Here is a 23,247-nt window from a genome sequence, read left to right on the forward strand (position 1 = left end):
GCACAGGTTGGGGAAAAAGTTTAGTTTATTTTTTAGCCACCCGTTTACTTCGCCATCAAGGAGCCGGTCCCACTTTATTAATTTCCCCCCTTCTAGCTTTAATGCGGAACCAAATTCAAGCCGCCCAAAGAATCAACATTCAAGCCGCCACCATCAATTCTAGCAACTCGGAAGAATGGTCAATAATTGAGCAACAACTGCTGGCTGGAAGTATTGACATTTTACTAATTTCTCCCGAAAGATTAGCCAATCAAGACTTCCTGGATAATGTGATGATGCACATCGCCGAAAAAGTTGGTTTATTAGTAGTAGATGAAGCTCATTGTATTTCCGACTGGGGGCATGATTTTCGTCCTGATTATCGCCGCATTATTCGCATTATTCAAGGCTTACCCCCTAATATTCCTGTCTTAGCAACTACGGCAACCGCCAATAATCGCGTTAGCCAAGATATTCAAGCTCAATTAGGTGAAAAACTCACGATTTCTCGCGGCACTTTAACTCGCAAAAGTCTGAAACTGCAAAATATTTATTTGCCAACTCCAGCGGAAAGGATGGCTTGGTTGCTCGAATATTTACCCCAACTTCCTGGCAGTGGAATTATTTATACATTGACGGTCAGAGACGCGCGGAAACTAACCAATTTTTTTAAAAAAAAGGCATTAAATCCGCCGCTTATGATGGTCAACTTGACAATGAATTGCGACAAAAATTAGAAAATGATTTATTGGCTAACCAACTAAAAGTCTGAGTGGCAACCACAGCTTTAGGTATGGGTTTTGATAAACCGGATTTAGGCTTTGTTATTCATTATCAAAGACCTGGTTCAGTTGTCCATTATTATCAACAAGTCGGTCGAGCCGGACGTGCTGTAGATGAAGCCTATGGTATTTTATTAAGTGGAAAAGAAGATGAGGAAATCACTAATTACTTTATCAAAAATGCCTTTCCTTCCTCACATAATATCCAACAAATTCTTGAGGCGCTGCTGACTAAAAATGAATTATCAGTGCCTGAAATTGAACAAAGTGTCAATATCGGTCGTGGTCAAATTGAGAAGGTGTTAAAATTCCTGTCTTTAGAATCTTCTCCCCCGGTAGTTAAACGCAAGTCAAAATGGTATGCTACCCCGGCAGCATTACGTTATCAACTGAATAGTCAGAAAATTGATGAAATTACTCGTATTCGAGAGGAAGAACAGGCGGAAATGCGAGACTATATGAACAGTCAAGAATGCTTGATGCAATTCTTACAATGTTCCCTCGATGACCCCAACCCAGCACCCTGTGGAAAGTGTGCGGTTTGTTTAAATCGACCCTTACTCAAAACTACCTGTAACCAGGAGTTAGTCAAGGAAGCTATTGAATATTTAAAACGCACCTATCAAACGATTGAACCTCGCCGACAATTTCCCAAAAATGCCTTACTTGAATATAATTTTAATGGCAAGATTAGTCACCAATTACAAGCAGAAGCGGGACGCAGTTTGTGTTGTTGGGGTGATCCGGGTTGGGGGGAACAGGTACAACAAGGAAAATATCAAAATAATCACTTTGATGATAAATTGGTAGAGGCTATGGTGGAGATGATTAAAAAATGGCAACCGCAACCTTTCCCTACATGGGTAACTTGTGTTCCTTCCCTAACTCGTCCCCATTTGGTGCCAAATTTTGCTGAAAGAGTAGCCGTTAGATTAAATTTACGCTTCCTTCCAGTTGTGGAAAAAATCCGTGAAACACCACCCCAAAAAAAGATGAGCAATAGCTATCAACAAGCCCATAATTTAGATGGTGCTTTTCGGATTAATTATCAGGAAGTTCAACCAGGGTCTGTATTTTTAATTGATGATATGGTAGACTCCCGTTGGACTGTAACTATAATTACTGCACTGTTGCGACAGTCGGGAAGTGGTCGGGTTTTTCCTGTGGCTTTGACATTAAATTCTTTTAGGTAATATCAATGTTACTAAGAATTAGCAAATATTCCCGAATAGGGTGATCTCTCAATTCTGCAAATCTCGATTTTTTGGGTTTATGTCAAATCATCAATTATCCCCGGATACTCAGGGTATTTTACTTCTGTGCGGGAGTTTTGGCAAGAGTCGTAATCACTCCCCGCAACCGTTAAGTTTAACGGAATATAATCTGCTGGCGGCGGCATTGCGATCGCATCAAATGACTCCCGCTCATCTATTAGCACCTGATGGAGAACAGAAATTATGCTCCCTGAATCATTCTTTAGATAATCAACGAATTATCGAACTGCTACAGAGAGGATTTTTACTAACTTTATCATTAGAAAAATGGCGCAGTCAAGGTCTGTGGATTGTAAGTCGTAGCGATCGCCATTATCCCCAGCGTTTGAAGCAGCATTTAAAATATCTGTCTCCCCCAATTTTATATGGTGTAGGTAACCTGGAACTATTGAATAAGGGCGGGTTAGCTATAGTAGGTTCTCGTAATGTTAATGAAGCAGTATTAAGCTATACCCAACAATTAGCCCACATTTCTGCCCAACAAAATATACAGGTAATTTCTGGAGGTGCGAGAGGCATAGATAAATGTGGGATGTTATCCTGTTTAGAAGCCGGAGGAACTACGATTGGGGTTTTGGCAAATAGTTTAGGGAAGGCATCTTTAGAAAGTGACTATCGGCAAAGTCTTGATGAGGATAGACTAGCGCTAATTTCCCCCTACGATCCAGAAGCTGGTTTTCATGTGGGTAATGCCATGGGACGCAATAAATATATTTATGCTTTAGCTGATTATGCTGTGGTAATTAGTGCAAGTTTTAATAAGGGTGGCACTTGGAGTGGGGCGGTAGAAGCCCTAAAAAAACTACCAAATATACCTGTTTTTGTGTGCCAAAATAGCCAAACTCAAGGCAATATGGAATTATTGAAACTAGGGGCTAAACCTTTCCCGGAAATGTCTGGGAAGTTGGATTTATTGGATATCCTGAAGCCAGGGGAGACGGAAGAGGCGCTAGAAGTGGAACAAATGGCTTTAGATTTCGCGGTAAATTTAACACCTGAAAATCCCGCCCCAACTCCTATATATGTAGATGTAAATCCGACACCTACAGAAGCACCTAATGTGAGTCCATCCCCGGAGTTATCAGAGGCTAAAATTGATGTATCTCTGGATATTTATCAAGCGGTTTTACCAATAATTTTAACACATCTACAGGAGCCGATAGACGCGAAAAACTTAGCGAAATTATTAGATGTACAGTACAATCAAATACAAGCCTGGTTAAAGCGAGCTATAGAAGATGGTAAGGTGACTAAATTAACGAAGCCGGTTCGCTATGTGAGTTCAGAGTGTAATAGATAATTATTGATGCTGCGGTTGATGTTAAATCAAACACGGCTACAAAAAGGCTATGGGGTGCCCTGGCTGTTTAGGAATTCTGAGGCACCCAACTAGATGTAATGGACTGGAGATTTAGAAGCGTTCACCAATACCGAAGTGGATCTGATTTCCGCCTTCATCATTAATCCCATAATCAATCCGAATTGGACCCAAAGGGGACTGAATGCGAACGCCACCACCGAAACCAATGCCACTTCCGGGTTTACCACGAATACCGCCAGGATTGCCTTGGACACTGCTTTGAGTCCCCAAAGCATGGGCAGCATCAACAAATAAAGCGCCGCCAATCAAAAAATTAGCGACAGAAAAGACTGGGAAGCGATACTCGACGGAACCCAAGACAAAACTACGGGCGGCTGCTAAAGCACCCTCACGCCAACCTCGGACAGTATTAGCACCCCCCAAGGGGAAGGCTTCATAGGGTGGGAAATCGCCTATAATTGTGCCAGCTTGAATATTGAAAGCTAAGGCTTGGGGTCCCCCCGGAACTAACTGTAAAAAATTGACGGGGATATAATGACTATAACTACCTCGGACGCGATTAAAAAATATACTCCCGGAACCTATGGGAATCGATTGTTCTGTTCCGAAGCGAAAAGCATAGCCACTGGTGGGAATTTGGCGATTATTACGGCGATCGGTGGCTAACCCAAACTGAACGGTAAATAAATCATCCTCGCCAGACTCACTAGCGGAGAGAAGTTTACCCTTCTCGTCGCGGGGGGTGATGCGCTCGCGGGAATCTGTTACCTGAGCGCGTTGATATTGAAAACCCAAGGAGGCGACCCAGTCGGGGTCAACAAAAGGATTTTCTGCAAACGGACGAGTAAAACTAATACCACCACCAGTCCGAATTACCCTAGGGCGGTCTTCATTAGGGAGTCTAACATCTTCGGAGCCTTCCTCAAAAACTAGAGAAATCCCACGGCGGCGAAAAGCATTGACGGTGTAGGAGGTGCGGTAAGGGTCTCCAGCAATCCAAGGGTCTGTAAAGCTCAGATCGACGAGTAAAACCTGTTCACCAACCTGTACTTCGGCGGCTAATTGGTGATTATTTCCGCCCAAGTTAGCTTCACGATAGCTCAGAGTTCCAAACAAACCGGTGGCGGAACTGAAACCACCCCCAAAGGCGACGGACCCAGTGCTACGTTCAATGACATTAACAATCATATTAGCCTGGGTGGGGTCTTCGGGGGAAGGTTCAAGCTGAAGTCGGACATCATCAAAAATGCCTAATCTGAATACTCTACCTAAGTCCTGTTGAATGGTTGCTTGGTTAAAGACATCTCCGGGCTGTAACTGAATTTCACGGGTGATAATAAAGTCACGGGTGCGACCTGTAACGGGATTACCGTCAGGGTCGGTTGGGTCGCCATCAGCATTGAGAAAACGAACTATAATCTGGGAAATTACGCCCTCAGCGACTCTTAAAGTGACTACGCCTTCTGTGGTAACATCTGGGGCGGCAATTACCTGGGCGAGTACATAGCCATTTTGTTGGTACCAGGTTTGGATATCTTCGATCGCCTCTTCAATGCGTCGGAGGTTGATAATTTGACCGAATTGACCCGCAAAACTAGCATCAACGACCTCGGAGGGGAGAACCTGATCTCCTTCGATAATAACCTGCTGTAGGGGTGGGTTAGGTTCGACATCAAAAGTGACTCTCACTCCCAGGGGGGTATCTTCTGGGATAGCTCGAACGTTTCTAAATAGACCGGTGGCAAAAATGGCGTTAATATCTTGTTGGAGTTGGGAACGGGTAGCGGTGCGTCCTGGTTGAACTGCGATCGCCCCATAGACCACATCCACCAATTGGTCATTATCAGTTCCAGATACGAGAACTTCAGCAATTAGCACATCGGGTTCTCCTGGCTGGCCTGTTCCGGGGACTGATGGCGGTAGATTATTCTGGGCTAACTCCAGATTTTCCTGGGGTGTAGGGTCGTCGGCGCTGCAATATTCACACTCGTAGGCGATCGCCTGCATCAAATTAACCACCCACTGAGGCTCCCTAGACAGGTCTTGTGATGCCCTTACCCGGTTTTGACCTGAACCCACCTGAGACACAGCCGAAGGGGTCTGAGCGGTCAATAAATGGCTTTCGGTGGCACTATCTAAGTCTTGTGGAGAGTCAGGGTCAGGGAGGCTCAACTCTGAGCTGTTGTCAAAGTTAGCAATGGCTATTTGGTCTGGTGATGGCATCACATCAAAACTCGCCTGTTTCAACTCCTGCTTACCCAGAGATGGTTCAAAAGGCGAATAGACTGGCGTGGGGGGATTTTCCGACCCGGCTAGGGAGAATTTCACCTCTGTAGGCGCGGGTTCCTTCTGTGTCCCTGTAAGGGGGCCTGCGGACTCTAAAAGGCTATCATCGACCTTTTCCAGGGCGACTAATGGGGAAGTGAGCGACCCAGGAAAGTCTGTCGGTCTCTGGTAGTCCTTATTTTTGAGTTGAAATAAGGGAAACTCCCCCATGTCCCGTTGGACAGAAGGGATAGCGATCGCTTCTGAGTCCTGCAGATCATCGTTAGACTGATCAGAAACTGCCAAAGACCGTTGATAGTCCTTGAAAATCAGTGCAGGGGTTTTACCACTAGCAGAATTTGATAGCCCCAAAGTTGCTGAGGCTGCAAAACAGGCAACCCACAAAGAACAGAAGCCCATGTTATTGACATTCTTGGACATCCACACACCAAATAATCAGCCATCGATAATGTTACAACCTCAGGGGGAAAAAATTACTTTTCCCGTCCCAGACACCTGACCCAATCCACAACTATCAGGCATTTTGCCCAATTAAATTTAGTTAAATATGACTGAGAACCCTAGCCAATACTTGCTGATAAGCACTCTCAACATTTCCGAGGTCATTACGGAAGCGATCCTTATCCATCACCCGGAGGTTAGGGTCAGTTTCGGCTTGGTCCCAGAGGCGACAAGTATCAGGGCTAATCTCATCAGCCAATATCAATTGACCATCAGAGGTCATCCCAAATTCCAGCTTAAAGTCTACCAGAGTGATGCCACATTGACTAAAAAAATCACTCAAAATCTGGTCAATCTGGCGGCTGAGGTCTTCAATAGATTTAAGCTGTTCTTCGCTGGCTAAATTCATGGCCAAGAGGCGATCGCGAGTTAATAGAGGATCACCTAGCTGGTCATTTTTATAGCAAAATTCCACCAAGGGGGGCTGCAAAACTGTTCCCAGGGGAATCCCCGTCTGTTTACACAGACTCCCCGCCGCGATATTACGGACAATAACTTCCACAGGAATAATATCCACCCGTTTGATCCGCATTTCATTAGGACTAGGGGTATCAATGAAATGAGTGGGAACACCCGCCGCCTCTAGGAGTTTAAACAGATGACCAGACATGGTGTTATTAATTTCACCCTTCCCTGTAATCGTCCCCCGTTTCTGGGCGTTAAATGCTGTGGCATCATCCTTATAGTAAGCCAGCAACACCTCTGGGTCATCAGTGGTATAGACGATTTTGGCTTTCCCTTCATACAGTTGTTGGCGATCAGACATATCAGACATATAGCGCGATGGTTAAGTTTTATTGGGCTAATTGCTACCGGGACTGTGCCATCAGAATAACCGATGCGCGTCCCTGGACTCGATAGTGATTCCCTTGAATTGGGGGGGCTGTTTTCTCGGTACAGAAATCATTGGGGACTGCTAAAGCTGTATCAACAATACGATACCAGCGTTGACCTTTTGGGAGAATAGGTATCTCAAACAGGAGGGGTTCCCAATAAGAATTGAGCATAATATGAAGATATTCCTGTTTTTCGGGATGTCGTAAACTAAAAGCAATACTGCGGGAATAATCTGCCCAATCTGGTTTATTTAAGCGTACCCCATGCCATGTAATGCTAGGTAATTTACTATTGGGGTCCATCACTAAAATGGTTTCAATCCGAAAAATATGCAGTCTTTGGGTAAATCGGATCAGGTTTTTGACAAATCGCAATAGTTCCGGGTGTTTCCCGACATCACTCCAGTTAAACCAACCTAACTCATTATCTTGACAATAGGCGTTATTATTTCCGTTTTGGGTGCGGCGGACTTCATCACCCATTAATAGCATGGTAGTTCCTTGGGAGACCAACAGAATTGTCCACAAGTTTTTGATTTGTTGATTGCGTAAGGCTTCGATATAAGTATCATCAGTTAAGCCTTCCACTCCACAATTCCAACTGCGATTATCATTGTGTCCGTCCCGGTTATTTTCACCATTGGCTTGATTATGTTTCTGGTTATAGGAAACTAAATCATTGAGGGTAAAGCCATCGTGACAGGTGATAAAGTTAATGCTACAATGAGGTTCGCGATCGGGTTTGGGGTAAATATCTGGACTCCCCATAATTCTATAGGCTAGGCGCTGGATTTGTTTGGGTTCACTTTTGACAAAACTGCGAACATCATCCCGAAATTGTCCATTCCATTCGGTAAAGCGATCGCCTGCAAAAGACCCCACCTCATAGAGTCCCCCAGCGTCCCAAGCCTCAGCAATTAGTTTGGCTCCCGCCAATACCGGGTCAGATTTAATAATCCATAAAATCGGCGCATCTTCCATGGGTGTACCATCACGATTTCGCGAAAAAATCGATGCCAAATCGAACCTAAAACCATCAACGTGCATCTCCGAAACCCAATAGCGGAGACTATCAATAATCATTTGTCCCGCGATTTCATGGTTGGCTTTAATGGTATTTCCGCAGCCACTATAGTTGCTATAAAAGGACTTATCCTCCTCTTCCAGCATATAATACATAGAATTGTCAATCCCCCTAAATGAGAGAGTCGGACCATTCTCATTTCCCTCGGCGGTGTGGTTATAAACCACATCTAAAATAACCTCAATACCCGCTTTATGAAGGGCTTTTACCATATCGCGAAATTCATCAACAGGTCCGAGGGGGTCGCGCCGAAAACTATACTGTCTATGGGGTGCGAAAAAGGAAACGGTACTATAACCCCAGTAATTTTTTCGAGGGGGAACAGCATCTTGTTCATCAAATTGGTGAACTGGCATTAATTCTACTGCTGTGATTCCCAAGTCTTTTAGATAAGGTATCTTATCAATTAAGGCTGCATAAGTTCCTCGTTTAGACGGGGGAATACCTGAGTTGGGATGGCGGGTAAAACCCCCGACGTGCATCTCATAAATGATGGTTTGAGAATAGGGTATTTCCAGACGCTTATCATCTTCCCAATCATAAGTTTTTGGGTCTACGACTACGGCTTTCATAGCCTTAGCACAGTTATCACCACGTTTTGATGCAGCTTCCCGACTATAGTTTTCGGTATTAACTACAGCTTTAGCATAGGGGTCAAGCAGTACCTTATCCGAGTCAAATCTATAACCCAATTCTGGCTCAAACATTCCATAGGCGCGATATCCATAAATTTGCCCCGCCTTAATGCCTTTGACAAAAATATGCCAGTAGTAGAAAGTTTTATTATACTGAGGTTCAAACTTAATTATATGGCTAGGTTTGGCATCATCTGGGGCATCAAAAAACAGTAACTCTAAAGATGCACAAGTTTTGGAAAATAAGCAAAAATTGACCCCATCAGGATAAACTGTAGCACCGAGGGGGAAACTCTGACCGCGCCCAATATCAGACTTCATTAATTAATCGACTCCTTTTCAAATCTTAGAGGTTTTAATATTCTCAGGTTAAATGCAAACCAACCGGAGACTGTTGAGGTGGGTCCTCAAAGGCTGTATGTAGCAACCAGGCTTTAATGGGAGAAATTGTTTCTCCTTGACTTGAGTTAGATTTGGGTGTTTCCTTAGTATGTTCAGTCTATGAGGGATGTCCCCTAGTTCCCAATCGAGGCGGCTATGGCCAAGATGTTGTCAAGAAATCCTTTAAGATTTTAGGCGATCGCGACACATTTCGCGACAGATTCACGGTAAAATTAGACGAGGCGAAACTGCTAAGTCTACCAACTCTGAAGTTCAGGGTTATCTCTTGAAAATGCTAACGAATGAATGTCGCCGAATGAGACTCCGACCCTAAGTATTGCGATCGCCCGTCTGAATTCACCCACAGGCAACCACTTCGCCACCTGGGTGTTTAATTCTGTCAATGCCAGCGATTATGTCCACCATGATTGTATCTGGCCGGAATCTCTGTCACAATTATGGCAAGCCTGGTTAGAAATGTTTTCCCCAGATAGCTTACCCCTGGCGCTGAGTGAGTCGGCCATGGGTGAGCCATTGAGTCTAGCACCATTATCACCAGATCTGGAAACCAAACCCAGCTACAGCAGCCGACTAATGCAGCAATTGGGAATAGATTTATGGCAGTGGCTGTTTCAGGGACCAATTCAAAGCAGTTTCCACCGTTGTCAAGGACTAGCCCTAGGCCAAAAGTGTCCGCTGAGAATACGATTAGATGTGCGATCGCCTAATTTAATTCCCCTACCATGGGAAATTATGCAATCACAGCCGGGACAACCAGCCATCTCCCTAAGTCCCAGGCTGTTATTTAGTCGCACTACCTGTGATGTTCAACCATTAAGCGATCGCCCCCTAGTCCCAGCCCTAAACATCTTATTAGTTTTAGGTCATAACGACATCCCCCCATGTCAAACCCCAACAGCCAAAAATTCCCATAGGCTGCAATTAGAAACGGAAGCCTCACAAATTGCCCAAGTTTTAGCCAACAGCACCGACCCAGGATCTGACTCATCAAGAAGCGATCGCCTTCCCTGTTTCATAAAAACACTAATCCAGCCCAGTGTAGCCCAACTAATTACCGAACTAGAAACCCCCCAGCAACTAGGCCAGATACCCTATAACGTGATCTTCTATGCCGGTCATGGCTTCACGGGTCCTGATGGTGGTTTATTATTTCTACAAGAGCAAACTACCATTAATGGTACAGAATTAGCTCAAGTTCTAGTGCGCTGTGGTATCACTCTGGCGGTATTTAATGCCTGCTGGAGTGCTGTCCCAGCCATGGAATTATCATCGACTCTACAAAACATCACTCTTCCCGCCATTCCCAGCAGCAGCTTGGCTAAAGTATTAATCCATTATGGAGTCCCAGTGGTTTTAGGAATGCGAGACTCCATTACCGACAGCGAAGCCCTCAGTTTTATTCAAACCTTTGCGAGAGCCTTATCAGAAAGGATGCCCATTGATCGGGCTGTAGCGATCGCCAGACAACAGTTGCTGACCCTCTACAAATTCAACCAGCCAGCTTGGACTCTGCCCATATTATATATGCACCCTGAGTTTAATGGCTTGCTAGTCCCCACCGAGGACGGTATTCGCACCCAACTACCCGCCAACTCACCCACCGCCCTAGGATATGATCTCCCCTGCGCTTATCTGAAACTCCAGGAAACTGAGGAAGTCACATCAAAAAGCTGGCTCATAGAAGCGGGACGGGTTCAGATAGGGCGATCGGAGCAAAATGATATTGTTTTGCATGAATCATGGATTTCTAATCAACACGCTGAGATTTTCTGCCGCAATGGTAATGGGTCGCCCACAAATCAGCCCACCTACTTTCTGCGGGATTTCTCCCGCTACGGTACTCTAATTTGGGAGGAAAATAACCAGAAGTGGCAACGCATTCATCATCAAGAGGTACAACTTACATCGGGAACTAAGTTAAAATTTGGCAGTTCCCAGGGTCGGATTTGGGAATTTGTGATTGATAGCCTGTAGAACTATATCCTCAGAGAAGTTGCGGAATTGCTGCTCTCAGTTTTGTAGCTATGGGTGCGGGATAGTATCCCGAACAATTGTCCATTATCCGGCTATCCCGAACCTTGGATTATGCTGTCAACAAAGGATGTTGCTCAATGACTAAACTTAATTGTCACAATGGCGAGACTGAATTGGATTTATGGTCACTACTGTTAGATGACTCGGAAAATTCTGCCTATCCCTGGAGTCCTGAACAAGCAGAATCTTATGGATATTTTGAGGAGGCAGATCTAAACTTGTCTGTGTCAGAGTGTCTCAGTAACGATGATATAACTGAAAGATCCCAAGTCTTCTTTGAACATATAGAAAATCTTTGGCCGCCGATTTCTCTGTATCAATTATTAGTTGAGAAATTGACACTTAATGGCGGGGTAACTCTTCTATCTCGTATCCCTGAAGATATACTTAGGGGAATATCTAAAGCAGCAGTTGTTCAGGATCAGGCTTTCCAGAGTCTGGGTGAACAGCTTGTATTTTGTGTTAGTCAGATTCTACCTCAGTGGGACTCGGAAGATTTGCAGGTTCTCGCCCGTCCTATGGTTAATGCTATGCGCGGAAATGACAATCGCGCCCTAGAATCAATATTTACTAAAGTGGGTTCCCAAGAATGGCATGAACTCTCACAGGTAGAACAAGCTCGCTTGAGTTTGGCGATCGCTCATTATGCCCTCACTTTAGCAACCACCACCGGAACTTCTGATCAGGAGAGTTAATCAACTGTATTTATTTGATGTTTCAAAGACTGTTAACAATTGTGGCAATTTTAGGGAAAATATCTGCCCAAAAGTTGACGATATTATAAGGGTTATGGTATCATGGAAGAAATCGCACCCAAGGGGTTATTGTGTCTATACGCAAAAAAAGAGGCTATAACCCTGATTCTATCGTCCCCCAAAATATTATCTGGGCATAAATTAAAATTCACGATGCACCCTTGGGGGGCAGATTCTCCGACCATCTTCGCTCTCCACCAGATTATTTGTTGGTTCGCCCTTGGTGATACCTATTGACAAAAATAAGGTTTTGTGCATAAGAACTCAGGAAAGGGAACCGGGAAGGTAGGGGGTCAATCTGTTTTGGGTAAAATCGGGAAATATTGATAGGCTAATGAAAGCTGTAGTGGAGTGTTGATACACCAGGGGAAAGATAAGTGTCTTTAAGTTATGGTTAATGGTGTCTGTAAATGTCACCAGAGGGCTGATAGAGACTAGAGGCTGCTCAGGCGATTGTTTAAGGATAACAGACAACCATTAAGCACACAGGGAAGATATTTAGCGAGGGGTTAAGCCCCCGCTGCCTGAACACCTAAGAATCCCTGGCCTTTGTGGGCGGGAAATGTCAAAGAATAGCTGAGGGTAGAGTACGTGAATATGAAAGCGATGATTTTGGCTGCTGGTAAGGGGACTCGTGTTCGCCCTATTACTTACACCATACCGAAACCATTAATTCCGATTCTTCAAAAGCCAGTAATGGAGTTTTTGGTAGATTTGCTGCGTCGCCATGGTTTTAAGGAAATTATGGTCAATGTAAGCCATTTAGCTGATGAAATTGAGAACTATTTTCGTGATGGTCAGCGGTTTGGGGTAGAGATTTCTTACTCATTTGAGGGGAGTATCGAAGATGGTCAACTGATAGGTAAGGCTTTGGGGTCTGCTGGGGGAATGAAAAAAATCCAGGACTTTAACCCATTTTTTGATGATACTTTTGTGGTGTTGTGCGGGGATGCCCTCATTGATTTAGACCTGAGTGAGGCGGTAAAATGGCATAAAGAGAAAGGTGCGATCGCTACTGTAGTGATGAAATCTGTACCCAAAGAGGAGGTTTCCAGCTATGGGGTGGTAGTTACGGATGAAATGGACAGGATTAGGGCTTTTCAGGAAAAACCATCTGTAGAAGAAGCCCTCAGCACCAGTATTAACACGGGAATTTATATCTTTGAGCCGGAGATATTTGATTACATCCCCTCTGGGTGCGAGTATGATATTGGTAGCCAACTGTTCCCCCATTTGGTGGAAATAGGCGCGCCCTTCTATGGGATTACTATGGATTTTCAGTGGGTAGATATTGGGAAGGTTCCCGACTACTGGCGGGCTATTCGCAGTGTGTTACTGGGTGAGGTGAAAAATGTGCCGATCCCCGGTAGAGAAGTGGCTCCGGGAATTTATACGGGGCTAAATGTGGCGGTGAATTGGGATAAAGTCCATATTGAAGGACCGGTCTATATCGGTGGTATGACCCGCATTGAAGATGGTGCAACTATTATTGGTCCAACTATGATAGGTCCGAGTTGCTCAATATGTAGCAACTCCTATGTGAGTAATAGCGTGATTTTCGAGTATTCTCGGTTGGGGCGTGGGGTGCGCCTGGTAGACAAATTGGTGTTTGGTCGCTACTGTGTGGATAAGCTGGGAGCTTCTATTGATGTTCAGGCGGCGGCTTTGGATTGGCTGATTACTGATGCTCGACAGGCTGTGGGTGATCCCCCAGAAGAACATCAGGCGATCGCAGATATTCTCAGCACCTCATAACTTTTTGGTAGGTTGTATGTATAAATCTTCCGTGGTCTTGTACGGGGGGGTTATCGAATCATCCTCTGTTTCGAGCGGGTTATTTCCGAAAAGCGACCCACTTCCCCTAAAACTGGCTGAACCTGGTGTATCTTACGGTTCAGAAAAGTTGGGCGGTGATGGTGATTATAAACTGGTTGAGGTTCTAGTGGATATACTCACCCTCCGCCAGACAGAAGACACGGAAGACATAGAACAACTTTATACCTACCAAGTGCCCCCTCATTTAGATATTATGCCGGGGGATATTCTCAGTGTCCCCTTTGGGGCTCAACAGATAGGGGCGATCGCCATTAGGTTAACATCAGAACTGCCAGAAAATCTGAGGGAACCGGGTAAGGCTACCTCTATCAAGCTGCGTCCGGTAGAAGATATCACCGCCAAGGGATTTTTCCCGGCTCATTATTGGCAATTATTACAACAGGTCGCCCAGTATTATCAAACTCCCCTAATTAGGGCGATCCGAACCGCCCTCCCCCCCGGACTCCTACGCCGTAGCCAGCGACGTATTCGTTTAGTTAATGATGCCATTCCAGGCGGTGCTGAAGAGTTTTTGCAACCCAAAGCCCAAAGGATTTTACAAGTTTTGAAGCAGTCAGCTACAGGAGACTATACCTGGCAGTATTTGCAACGACAAATTAAGGGAGGCTCTCGGGGACTACAGGATCTGATCAAACGGGGTTGGGTGGAAAGCTATCTGGAACCGCCGACACCACCGCGCCCTAAACTCAGACCAGCAATCACCCTAGTGATAGACTGGGTAGAGTTAGACTTTATAGATATCACCCCCCGCCAGCGAGAGGTCCTGGAAATTTTGCGGCGACGGGGTGGGGAAATGTGGGTAACGGATTTATTGCAAACCTGCAATACCAGTTCTGGGTTACTCAAAACTCTGGAGAAAAAGGGATGTGTGGTAATTGGCGATCGCGAAATTCTACGCACGGAACAGGGTATTTCGACAATAGCCGATCAGCCTTTATCTCTGACTGACCATCAACAACAAGCCCTAGATGTGATTTTGGGGTTATCTGGTTTTCATCAACTGCTGTTGCATGGTGTCACAGGTTCGGGCAAAACTGAGGTATATTTACAGGCGATCGCCCCCATTATCAACCAGGGTAAATCAGCCCTAGTCCTAGTGCCGGAAATTGGCTTAACTCCCCAACTAACCGATCGCTTCCGCGCCCGGTTTGGTAATCGGGTATTTGTCTATCATAGTGGTTTGTCAGAAGGTGAACGCTACGACACCTGGCGTAATATGATCGAAGGTACTCCCCAGGTAGTTATCGGAACGCGATCGGCAATTTTTGCCCCTTTACCCAATTTAGGCTTAATTGTTCTTGATGAAGAACATGACAGCAGCTTTAAACAAGACCAGCCACAACCATGCTACCATGCCCGCACTGTCGCAGTATGGCGGGCGGAACTGGAAAACTGCCCCTTAATTTTGGGTTCAGCCACTCCCGCCCTGGAAACTTGGCAACATCATCGCCATAATCATAACCCATCCATTCATTATCTATCTCTACCCGAAAGGGTCTTATCTCGCCCTCAGCCTCCTATAGAAGTAGTTGATATGCGTCGGGAATTGAAGCAGGGAAATCGATCCATTTTCAGTAGAAGTCTACAATTGGCGATCGCCTCTTTGCGAGACAATAATCAACAGGGCATTTTATTCATCCACCGTCGCGGACATAGCACCTTTGTTTCCTGTCGCAGTTGTGGCTACGTCATGGAGTGTCCCCGTTGTGATGTCTCTCTCTCCTATCACCACATTCACGCCGAAGCTATCCCATACCTACGCTGTCACTACTGCAACCATTTCCAATCCTACCCCCAACGCTGTCCCCAGTGTGACTCTCCCTATTTTAAACATTTTGGCAGTGGGACCCAACGAGTCGCCCAGGAATTAACCCGCCTTTTCCCCCAATTGCGGTTTATCCGCTTTGACAGTGACACCACCCGCACCAAAAATGCCCATAGAATTCTCTTAACTCAGTTTGCTAACCGGGAGGCTGATTTATTAGTTGGTACTCAAATGCTCACCAAAGGTTTAGACTTAGACTCTGTAGGGCTCGTCGGTATTGTCTCCGCTGATGGACTTCTGCACCTGTCCGACTACCGCGCTAGTGAACGTGCTTTCCAGACCTTGCTACAGGTAGCCGGACGTGCGGGACGTGGTAACGACCCCGGACAGGTGATTCTACAAACCTATACCCCCGAACATCCCGTCGTGGAAGCCGTCCGCAACCATGCTTATGATTCTTTTGTCGAAACCGAGCTACAACACCGCTCAGAGCTTAATTATCCCCCCTCTGGTGGCTTGATTTTACTCCAGTTAAGGGGTTATAATGCGATCGACGTTGAACAAACCGCCCACCTGATCGCCTCTGAGTTAACTTCTGAGCTGCTTCCGGGAACTTGCGAACTTTTGGGACCCGCACCCGCTCCCATTATGCGTGTTGCTAATCAATACCGCTGGCAGATTTTATTAAAATTCCTCCCAGGTCAGACTACCCCGCCTCCCTCTCTCGCTGCTGTGGCTGAAAAATGCCCCCAGTCTGTTCGCTTTTCCATTGATGTTGATCCTCTCAGTTTCGGTTAATTATTGCCACTTATCCCCCCACAGCCATAGTTTTTTCCCAACTATCCAGTCATCTCGTATCGTGGATGACAAATTTTGGGGTTAGATCTGTTATGGTAAATCCAAAGATTTGGGTATATTAAGGTAGGCACTTTGTCAAATAATTGTTATAATTCGTAATAATTTCCGGGACAAGGGTGGCCAGCCAAGAAAATTAACCCAAACCCACTTTTAAGGAGTTCACGTCATCATGGAATCTAGTAGCTTATCTTTGGAACAACAATTTAACCTGTCCTCCTTTAGAATGCAGGTAAACCAAATGAGCCGGGAACAAGCCCAGGAGTTTTTGGTTAATCTTTACGAACAAATGTTGGTTAGGGAGAATATGTATCAGCACTTTCTCAAGTATCAGTGGGGCTTAGAACCCAATTCCGGTGCTGAGTAAGTGGATATTACCCCCATACTTAGTGGGCCACCTCTGTCTCTTACTCTCTTTTTCTGAGAAGAAGCGAGTTGGGGGTAGTCGGGTGTTCACTGACTCACATTAGCCTGGGTCGGAGTCCAAAATGGCGAAATTGCAGATAGTCTTGTAAAATGCGATCGTGGTCAAAGCATAGATCCTGGGGAATGCGCCAGGGCTCAAAGATTTCTAAATTTTGAGYATCATCAGCCGCCTGGGGTTCTCCCTTCGCCGTAGCGATAAATACCACAGCTAGGGTATGTTGGCGAGGGTCTCGGTTAGGGTCTGAGTAGACATGGAACTGTTGAATTAACGTGACATCTAGCCCCGTTTCTTCTTTGGCTTCTCTGGTGGCTGCGGTTTCCACTGACTCGCCGTAGTCTACAAATCCTCCAGGAATAGCCCAACCATAGGGGGGGTTTTTCCGTTCTATTAATACAATCGGTCGCGATCGCCGATCTATAAGTTCGATGATGATATCTACTGTCGGCGCGGGATTACGATAGCTCATTGATGATCATGTCCGTCTAGATATGCTCAGATTTGCTAAATAACCTGAAATAGGTAGAAACCCAAAACTCTTTAATCGGGATAGCCACAAATGTTAAAGGGTTAATGGTGACAATAATAGTCCTCACGTCGGACTTGGCTTGTTTGATAATTTGCTTTGCTACCCAGTCCGCTGACATCACCCCAATCGGGTTAAGGTTACTTTTAAAAGGCCCTAAAATCAGCTTACGAATCACACAGGGAGAGTCTAGGCGGCGTAATGTGATTAAATCCCCTAAAGTGCGTTTACTGAGTTCATACAGAGGACTAAAAGCCGGGCTAACTTCCGCTTCCGAAGTATTTACCCAGACCTCCTTGCGGGCGATATCTGTGTTGGTGCGAACCGTTTTTAAAAACAATTCTAGCAGTCGCCAACTCGAGAAAGTATTAATTTCGTAGGATTTGCCGATCGCCTCTGGGGTTCGCTCACCGTGTACATTAATACCATGATTGATAATTAGGATATCTACCGTTTCCAACAGATTCGCTAATTGTTCCTCTTCGCCTACTTGCCAGGTTATAGTTTTTAGGGGTAATTCTTCCTGGTCAATGGTGACGGTGACAGTTTGGGAAGTTGATGATAAAGCGATCGCCTTCGCCCCAGAGTTGTGGAGGTGTTTAAGTAGCGATCGCCCTAAACTCCCAGAAGCGCCAGTCACCGCCACTGTTTTACCTTTTAGAGAAAGTCCTGTCCCCATAATTTTATCTAAAACCGTGAGAGTCCCGCAAAAGTAGGCATTTTGGTTATCAAAATGGTGTCGCCAGTGATAAGATTGGTTCACCAATAACCGCGACGGTGGCTGAGAAAAAGCACCCGGAAGGTGGGTTAAGTCAGTCAGTGTGTCCGCGTGGGGAATTCCTGAACCTCTAGCGATCGCAGGTAGTAGAAAGCCAAGGGTGTACACTGGACCTGTCAGCGTCAACCAGTGAGGATCTCCTGTCAGCCCATAGATACCCAGCCAAAACCCTAAACTGAATACTAACATCACCATCGCCTCTGGCACATCATTATACCAGTGTGCTTTCCGATAAATCTCCTCACTTTTGATGCTATAGTCGGGACGAAATACCCGATGATGCCAAGAATGGAGGCGATACAGGGGTTGCCAAACATGGGCCAGGGCGTGGTAGGTGTCTCGCACTAATTCTACCCATACCACCGAAGCTACTACCCAAACTGTATTTATGATCACTACCGTTAGCATAAACTTAGAGTTTCAGACCTCATTGATTTTGTGAAAATTTCCCATTTAGCATTGTATATGCCAAAGAGCTGTTAAATGTTTGAAACTTCCAGAAAATCTTGATTCTGGCAATTGGGCTGATTATCTCTAACCAAAATGAAGGGTTAGACACCTTCCCCCTCTGACTGGATGCAGATGGTTATCTGAATAATAGTGTATACTGAGTTATTTATTCTGATTTGATATAAATGGTATGGGTTCAAAGACCTGGAAACGCTTTGTAGGTTGGGCTTTGTTGGGTTTGCTGTTGACTTGGGGGGTTAGTTGCGCCTCCCCAACTACTGATCAAAGCGATCGCCGTGAGGTGGAGTTTTGGACAATGCAGCTTCAACCTCAGTTTAATGACTATTTTAATCAGTTAATTGCTAACTTTGAAAATGATCACCCCGAAGTAAAAATTCGCTGGGTAGATGTACCTTGGTCAGCTATGGAGAGTAAAATATTGGCGGCGGTGTCCGCCCAAACCGCCCCCGACCTGGTTAATTTGAACCCCGATTTTGCCTCCATGTTGGCGGGTCGCGATGCTTGGTTAAATTTGGATGAACACCTATCCGAAGAAGTGCGATCGCTATATTTACCCAATATCTGGGAAGCTAATATGATCCAAACCTGCGACGGTGATAATTGTCAAAATCGCACCTTTGGCATTCCCTGGTATTTGACTACCCAAATTGTCATTTATAATCAGAATTTACTCAATCAAGCAGGTCTTGAAAATCCCCCCACTACCTATCAGGAACTTGCCACAGTTGCCCAAACTATTCGCCAGAGAACCGGAAAATATGCCCTATTTGTTTCCTTTGTTCCCACCGACTCCGCCCAAGTTTTACAGTCCTTAGTTCAGATGGGAGTTCAGTTAGTTGATAATAATAGAAAAGCCGCTTTTAATACTCCCGAAGGTCGCGCCGCCTTTCAATATTGGGTTGATTTATATCAACAGGATCTGTTACCCAGAGAAGTCTTAACTCAGGGACATCGAAGGGCGATCGAATTGTATCAAGCTGGGGAAATTGCCCTATTGACCACCGGACCTCAATTTTTTAGAGCGATCGCAGAAAATGCCCCCGATATAGCCAAAGTTTCCGCCCCATCTAGCGCCATTACCGGCGAAAATGGTAAAATCTCCGTCGCCGTCATGAACCTAGTTATACCCCAAAATACTCGCCACCCAGAAGATGCCATAAATTTTGCCTTATTTGTCACTAATAGTCCCAATCAATTAAACTTTGCCAAAGCCTCAAACGTCATCCCTTCCAGCATTCAAGCATTAGAAAATCCCTTCTTTCAAAACATACCCGCAGATGCTACACCCCAAGACCAAGCCAGGAAAATTAGCGCCCAACAGATGCCAAACGCTCAAGTTTTGATTCCACCCCTAGAAGACATCAAAGAATTGCAGACCATTATTTACAACAATTTGCAAGCCGCCATGTTAAATCAAAAAACTGTTGATCAGGCGATTTTAGATGCTGAAACAGCTTGGAATCGGCGCTTAAATTAAGCCTTTAAGTTCAACTAAACCCAACTTTATCTAGGGTGGTTGCTATTCTCATATTCCCTTAAACAACCACCCCATTTTATTCCTATATCCCCTAATAAGCCATGCAAATTATTCGGAATACTCCCAGCCAATGAACCTTCTTGCTGCACTAATTCTTGTAGTTCATTTAATCCCTTCATCACCTGATTTTTAACCTCTTGAATTTCCCCGCTAATTTGCGCCGAAAGTTGCTGCTTTTCCCGGATTTTATCCTGTCTTTTTTCATTCCATATATGGATTTTATCATTAGTCCTGTTGTCTAAATCTTGGCAAATTTTTTTAATCACATTTATCTGATGTTGTAAATTAGATACTTCCTGGTTAAGCCGTTGTTTGCGTCCTTCATTTCTTGCATATAATTGTTGCAGTTGATAGTTATGATACTCAAAGCCTTGACTATCATCTATCTCTATCTCTAGCCTGAGAATACTGCATTCAATCATACCTTTTTGTTCTTCCAAACTTTTGATATTTTGGAGATTTTTTGACAGAGACTTAATCAACAACCTTTTCGCATCATTAATATTTTCCGAGAGTTTCCTAATCTCCTCTTCAAGGCTACCTTTTCGGCTTTCCAGATAATTAGGATTTTGTAAATCCAGAACCCTCTTAATTTGGGTATATATATCATCAACAATTGTATTAAATAACTGTAATTTTGCGCGCCGTATCTCATCTTGATAATTGGGAATAGTCCCATTATCACCCCTCTTAATTTCCCTCAAATAATTTCTAACCACACCCATCAGCATATCATTAGTCTGGTTTTTAAAAATCCTATAACACTCACCAGACAAACGATTAGTCTTCAGTAAACAATCATAATCAGTGCATTTATGACGCGCGCGGTCCAGACCTTTAGACTCCTTCAGTATTTCTAATACCACTGGTGGCGAAGTAGTAAGTTTAGCTTGAGGAATATGATAAAGCATACTAGATATAGCATTCCTAATGACAACTCTAGTAGTGCATCCTGATAATTAAGAAACCCAGTTTCTCCCGTCTGCTGGAAAATAGGGGTGGGAAACATGACCAGAAACCAGGTTTCATAAACCGTGACTATTTAACCATACTTCAGATAATCAGCCAGTTAATTAACCCAGAGAGAACCTTACCTAAATCCGAGATAATAGTTCTTGTTTTTTCGCTTGAAATTCCTCCTCACTCAAAACACCTTGCTGCTTCAATTGACCCAATTTCTCTAAAGTTTGATAGATATTAGCCGCCTCATCAGCCTTGTCTTTTTCCAGGTCAGAAACATAGTTTTTTCCCCTTTCAAAAGCCGATTCATAAGCCCACTTAACCTCTTCTTCCGCAAAATTATTCAGAGACCCACCACTAGAAAAATGGTTAATAGCAACCTGTCCCACCGCATAGGTAGAAGCCCCAGAAGTCAAAGCCATTGAAGTCCCACCAATTAACGAACCAATACCCGGAATTGCCTTAATGAAACTAGAACCCAAACGAGCAATAGTTGTACCTGTTAATGCCGAAACAAATGCTTTTCCCGTACTAACAGAATAGTTGACTCCATACAGTTTAGCAAGTTCCTGTAGCATTTCCATTTGAATAGCAGTAACTGCCATAAAATCCACTATGGGGATAGGGATTAATCCACCTCCCATTGACCGGAGGACGTGATTACGAATAATAGCATCTGCTTCGGTTTTTTTACTCATGAGGAGTACCTGGTAAACAATAATGATTTGGGGGGCGCTTCGGGAAATGTCGCCAAAACGACCCTCTTTTACTTTACCCTTTCCCCAAACTGTTTAGAATTGCTAATCAATCAATCTATAACCCCCTAAAGCCCAGCCAGTCGAGTTTTTCAGCCCCATGACTCAGCAGCTAGGTCCCACCGCCTTAACAAAAATTAACAAACTCATTTTTCCTAGAAGATAAACCTTTTTGGCATTCTCCAGAGTCTAAAATTGGGCTTTCTGGTAGCCAACTTAACTATAATCAATCATAATTATCAAGCTATAACTCATAACTCGACTTCCCTACTTATCCTTTATTCAAGTAGTAGGGAATCATCCCATAACATTGTTAAAACGGAGATTAAAGCGTGGATATTCTATCCAACACCGTCGCACTGTCGCGAATGCAATTTGCACTCACAGCCATCTTTCATATGTTGTGGCCGGTTCTTACTACAGGGCTAGGTATCTACCTAGTTATTATTGAAGGACTATGGCTGAAAACTCGCAACCCAGACTATTATTATCATGCCAGATTTTGGTCTAAATTTTACGTCCTCAACTTCGGCATAGGTGTCGCTAGTGGCATTCCTATGGAGTTTCAATTTGGCACTAATTGGGCTCCTTTATCAGAAGCTATTGGTAACTTTTTTGGTAGTGTGATTGGCTTCGAGGCATCATGGGCGTTTATGCTAGAAGCCGCATTTTTGGGAATTATGGTATTTGGTTGGGAGCGCGTTAACCCCACTATTCACTTTATTTCCACCATTCTTGTTGCTTTTGGTGCTAATCTTTCAACTTTTTGGATTTTGTCGGCTAATTCCTGGCTGCAAACCCCGGCAGGAGTGGAAATGGTGGATGGTAAATTTGTCGTGCTTGACTATTTTCAAGCCATCTTTAACCCCTTCATGTTCAACAGCTTTCTGCATATGTTCTTCGCAACATTAGAAACATCCCTATTTGTGATTGGTGGAATTAGTGCTTGGTATATCCTCAAAAAACGCAATCATCAGTTTTTCTCCAAATCCCTAAAAATTGCGATCGCTGCTACTATCGCTGTCGCACCAATGCAGCTTTATATAGGACATTTGAGTGGCGAACAAGTTTATCACTACCAACCCACTAAATTAGCCGCTATGGAGGCGCAGTGGGAAACTATCCCCGCTGGACAGTCTGCTGATTGGAGTTTGTTGGCTTTTCCTAACCCCCAGACCCAACAAAATGATTGGGAAATTACTATCCCGAATGGTTTAGGGTATATTCTGGAATTTAAAAAAGAATTATCCGAACCTGTCTTGGGTTTAAAAGAGTGGAAACCAGAAGATAGACCGCGTTTGTTGGGTTTGATTTACTACTCTTTTCGGATTATGATTGCTATTGGTTTCTTTCTAGCCGGACTTATGGCGGTTACCGTTATTCAGTGGTTACGGGGGAAACTTTCAGCCGACAATATTACTCAACAGGGTTGGTTAATGTGGGGTTGGATT

17 protein-coding genes are annotated in these 23,247 nt (G+C 44.5%); 10 read left to right on the forward strand and 7 right to left on the reverse strand.

Going from position 1 to position 23,247, the window contains the following annotated elements; all coding sequences use genetic code 11:
• From B9T16_RS12490 to B9T16_RS12500, 3 genes are all read left to right on the forward strand, one after another.
• A partial coding sequence (locus tag B9T16_RS12490; RefSeq protein WP_410244899.1) for a DEAD/DEAH box helicase occupies nucleotides 1-716 on the forward strand: 716 nt, incomplete at its 5' end.
• Between the two features lie 35 nt (nucleotides 717-751).
• The gene (locus B9T16_RS12495) at nucleotides 752-1,954 is read left to right on the forward strand and encodes a helicase-related protein (RefSeq protein ID WP_235181451.1); all 1,203 of its coding nucleotides are present in this window, start codon (nucleotides 752-754) and stop codon (nucleotides 1,952-1,954) included.
• Nucleotides 1,955-2,033: 79 nt separating this feature from the next.
• Nucleotides 2,034-3,335, forward strand: a complete 1,302-nt coding sequence (locus B9T16_RS12500; RefSeq protein WP_410244900.1) for a DNA-processing protein DprA — start codon at nucleotides 2,034-2,036, stop codon at nucleotides 3,333-3,335.
• A 111-nt stretch (nucleotides 3,336-3,446) separates the two neighbouring features.
• Here B9T16_RS12500 and B9T16_RS12505 read toward each other — a convergent pair whose 3' ends face one another.
• The 3 genes from B9T16_RS12505 to glgX all read right to left on the reverse strand — a co-directional run bounded on the left by B9T16_RS12505 (nucleotide 3,447) and on the right by glgX (nucleotide 9,019).
• Nucleotides 3,447-6,062: a BamA/TamA family outer membrane protein gene (locus B9T16_RS12505; protein WP_410244901.1), complete on the reverse strand. Its 2,616-nt coding sequence runs from the start codon at nucleotides 6,060-6,062 to the stop codon at nucleotides 3,447-3,449.
• A 121-nt stretch (nucleotides 6,063-6,183) separates the two neighbouring features.
• Nucleotides 6,184-6,909: a phosphoribosylaminoimidazolesuccinocarboxamide synthase gene (gene purC / locus B9T16_RS12510; RefSeq protein ID WP_043468833.1), complete on the reverse strand. Its 726-nt coding sequence runs from the start codon at nucleotides 6,907-6,909 to the stop codon at nucleotides 6,184-6,186.
• A 43-nt stretch (nucleotides 6,910-6,952) separates the two neighbouring features.
• On the reverse strand, nucleotides 6,953-9,019 hold the full coding sequence (gene glgX, locus B9T16_RS12515) for a glycogen debranching protein GlgX (RefSeq protein WP_410244902.1): 2,067 nt from the start codon (nucleotides 9,017-9,019) through the stop codon (nucleotides 6,953-6,955).
• A 366-nt stretch (nucleotides 9,020-9,385) separates the two neighbouring features.
• Here glgX and B9T16_RS12520 point away from each other — a divergent pair, with 366 nt between their 5' ends.
• The 5 genes from B9T16_RS12520 to B9T16_RS12540 all read left to right on the forward strand — a co-directional run bounded on the left by B9T16_RS12520 (nucleotide 9,386) and on the right by B9T16_RS12540 (nucleotide 16,712).
• The gene (locus tag B9T16_RS12520; RefSeq protein WP_006619257.1) at nucleotides 9,386-11,074 is read left to right on the forward strand and encodes a CHAT domain-containing protein; all 1,689 of its coding nucleotides are present in this window, start codon (nucleotides 9,386-9,388) and stop codon (nucleotides 11,072-11,074) included.
• 137 nt (nucleotides 11,075-11,211) lie between these two features.
• Nucleotides 11,212-11,829, forward strand: coding sequence for a hypothetical protein (locus B9T16_RS12525; RefSeq protein ID WP_410244903.1), 618 nt, complete (start codon nucleotides 11,212-11,214; stop codon nucleotides 11,827-11,829).
• 657 nt (nucleotides 11,830-12,486) lie between these two features.
• Nucleotides 12,487-13,644 carry a sugar phosphate nucleotidyltransferase gene (locus B9T16_RS12530; RefSeq protein WP_006619259.1) on the forward strand — a complete coding sequence of 386 codons (1,158 nt, stop codon included), beginning with the start codon at nucleotides 12,487-12,489 and terminating at the stop codon, nucleotides 13,642-13,644.
• A 16-nt stretch (nucleotides 13,645-13,660) separates the two neighbouring features.
• Nucleotides 13,661-16,288 carry a primosomal protein N' gene (gene priA / locus B9T16_RS12535; RefSeq protein WP_410244911.1) on the forward strand — a complete coding sequence of 876 codons (2,628 nt, stop codon included), beginning with the start codon at nucleotides 13,661-13,663 and terminating at the stop codon, nucleotides 16,286-16,288.
• Nucleotides 16,289-16,517: 229 nt separating this feature from the next.
• A complete protein-coding gene (locus B9T16_RS12540) occupies nucleotides 16,518-16,712 on the forward strand; it encodes an NblA/ycf18 family protein (RefSeq protein WP_410244904.1) in 195 nt (64 codons plus the stop codon).
• Nucleotides 16,713-16,806: 94 nt separating this feature from the next.
• On the opposite strand, the gene B9T16_RS12545 is transcribed toward B9T16_RS12540, so the two are convergent.
• A complete protein-coding gene (locus tag B9T16_RS12545) occupies nucleotides 16,807-17,238 on the reverse strand; it encodes an NUDIX domain-containing protein (protein ID WP_410244905.1) in 432 nt (143 codons plus the stop codon).
• Between the two features lie 16 nt (nucleotides 17,239-17,254).
• Nucleotides 17,255-18,481, reverse strand: coding sequence for a bifunctional sterol desaturase/short chain dehydrogenase (locus tag B9T16_RS12550; RefSeq protein WP_410244906.1), 1,227 nt, complete (start codon nucleotides 18,479-18,481; stop codon nucleotides 17,255-17,257).
• Between the two features lie 232 nt (nucleotides 18,482-18,713).
• On the opposite strand from B9T16_RS12550, the gene B9T16_RS12555 reads away from it, so the two are divergent.
• Nucleotides 18,714-20,021, forward strand: coding sequence for an ABC transporter substrate-binding protein (locus B9T16_RS12555; protein ID WP_410244907.1), 1,308 nt, complete (start codon nucleotides 18,714-18,716; stop codon nucleotides 20,019-20,021).
• Between the two features lie 26 nt (nucleotides 20,022-20,047).
• Here B9T16_RS12555 and B9T16_RS12560 read toward each other — a convergent pair whose 3' ends face one another.
• Together B9T16_RS12560 and B9T16_RS12565 are read right to left on the reverse strand one after the other, a co-directional pair.
• Nucleotides 20,048-20,992, reverse strand: coding sequence for a hypothetical protein (locus B9T16_RS12560; protein WP_410244908.1), 945 nt, complete (start codon nucleotides 20,990-20,992; stop codon nucleotides 20,048-20,050).
• A gap of 183 nt (nucleotides 20,993-21,175) precedes the next feature.
• A complete protein-coding gene (locus B9T16_RS12565) occupies nucleotides 21,176-21,739 on the reverse strand; it encodes a DUF697 domain-containing protein (RefSeq protein ID WP_410244909.1) in 564 nt (187 codons plus the stop codon).
• A 389-nt stretch (nucleotides 21,740-22,128) separates the two neighbouring features.
• On the opposite strand from B9T16_RS12565, the gene B9T16_RS12570 reads away from it, so the two are divergent.
• On the forward strand, nucleotides 22,129-23,247 hold a 1,119-nt coding region (locus tag B9T16_RS12570; RefSeq protein WP_410244910.1), incomplete at its 3' end, for a cytochrome ubiquinol oxidase subunit I.

This window comes from Arthrospira sp. PCC 8006, assembly GCF_046480465.1.
GTDB classification, from domain to species: Bacteria; Cyanobacteriota; Cyanobacteriia; order Cyanobacteriales; family Microcoleaceae; genus Limnospira; species Limnospira platensis.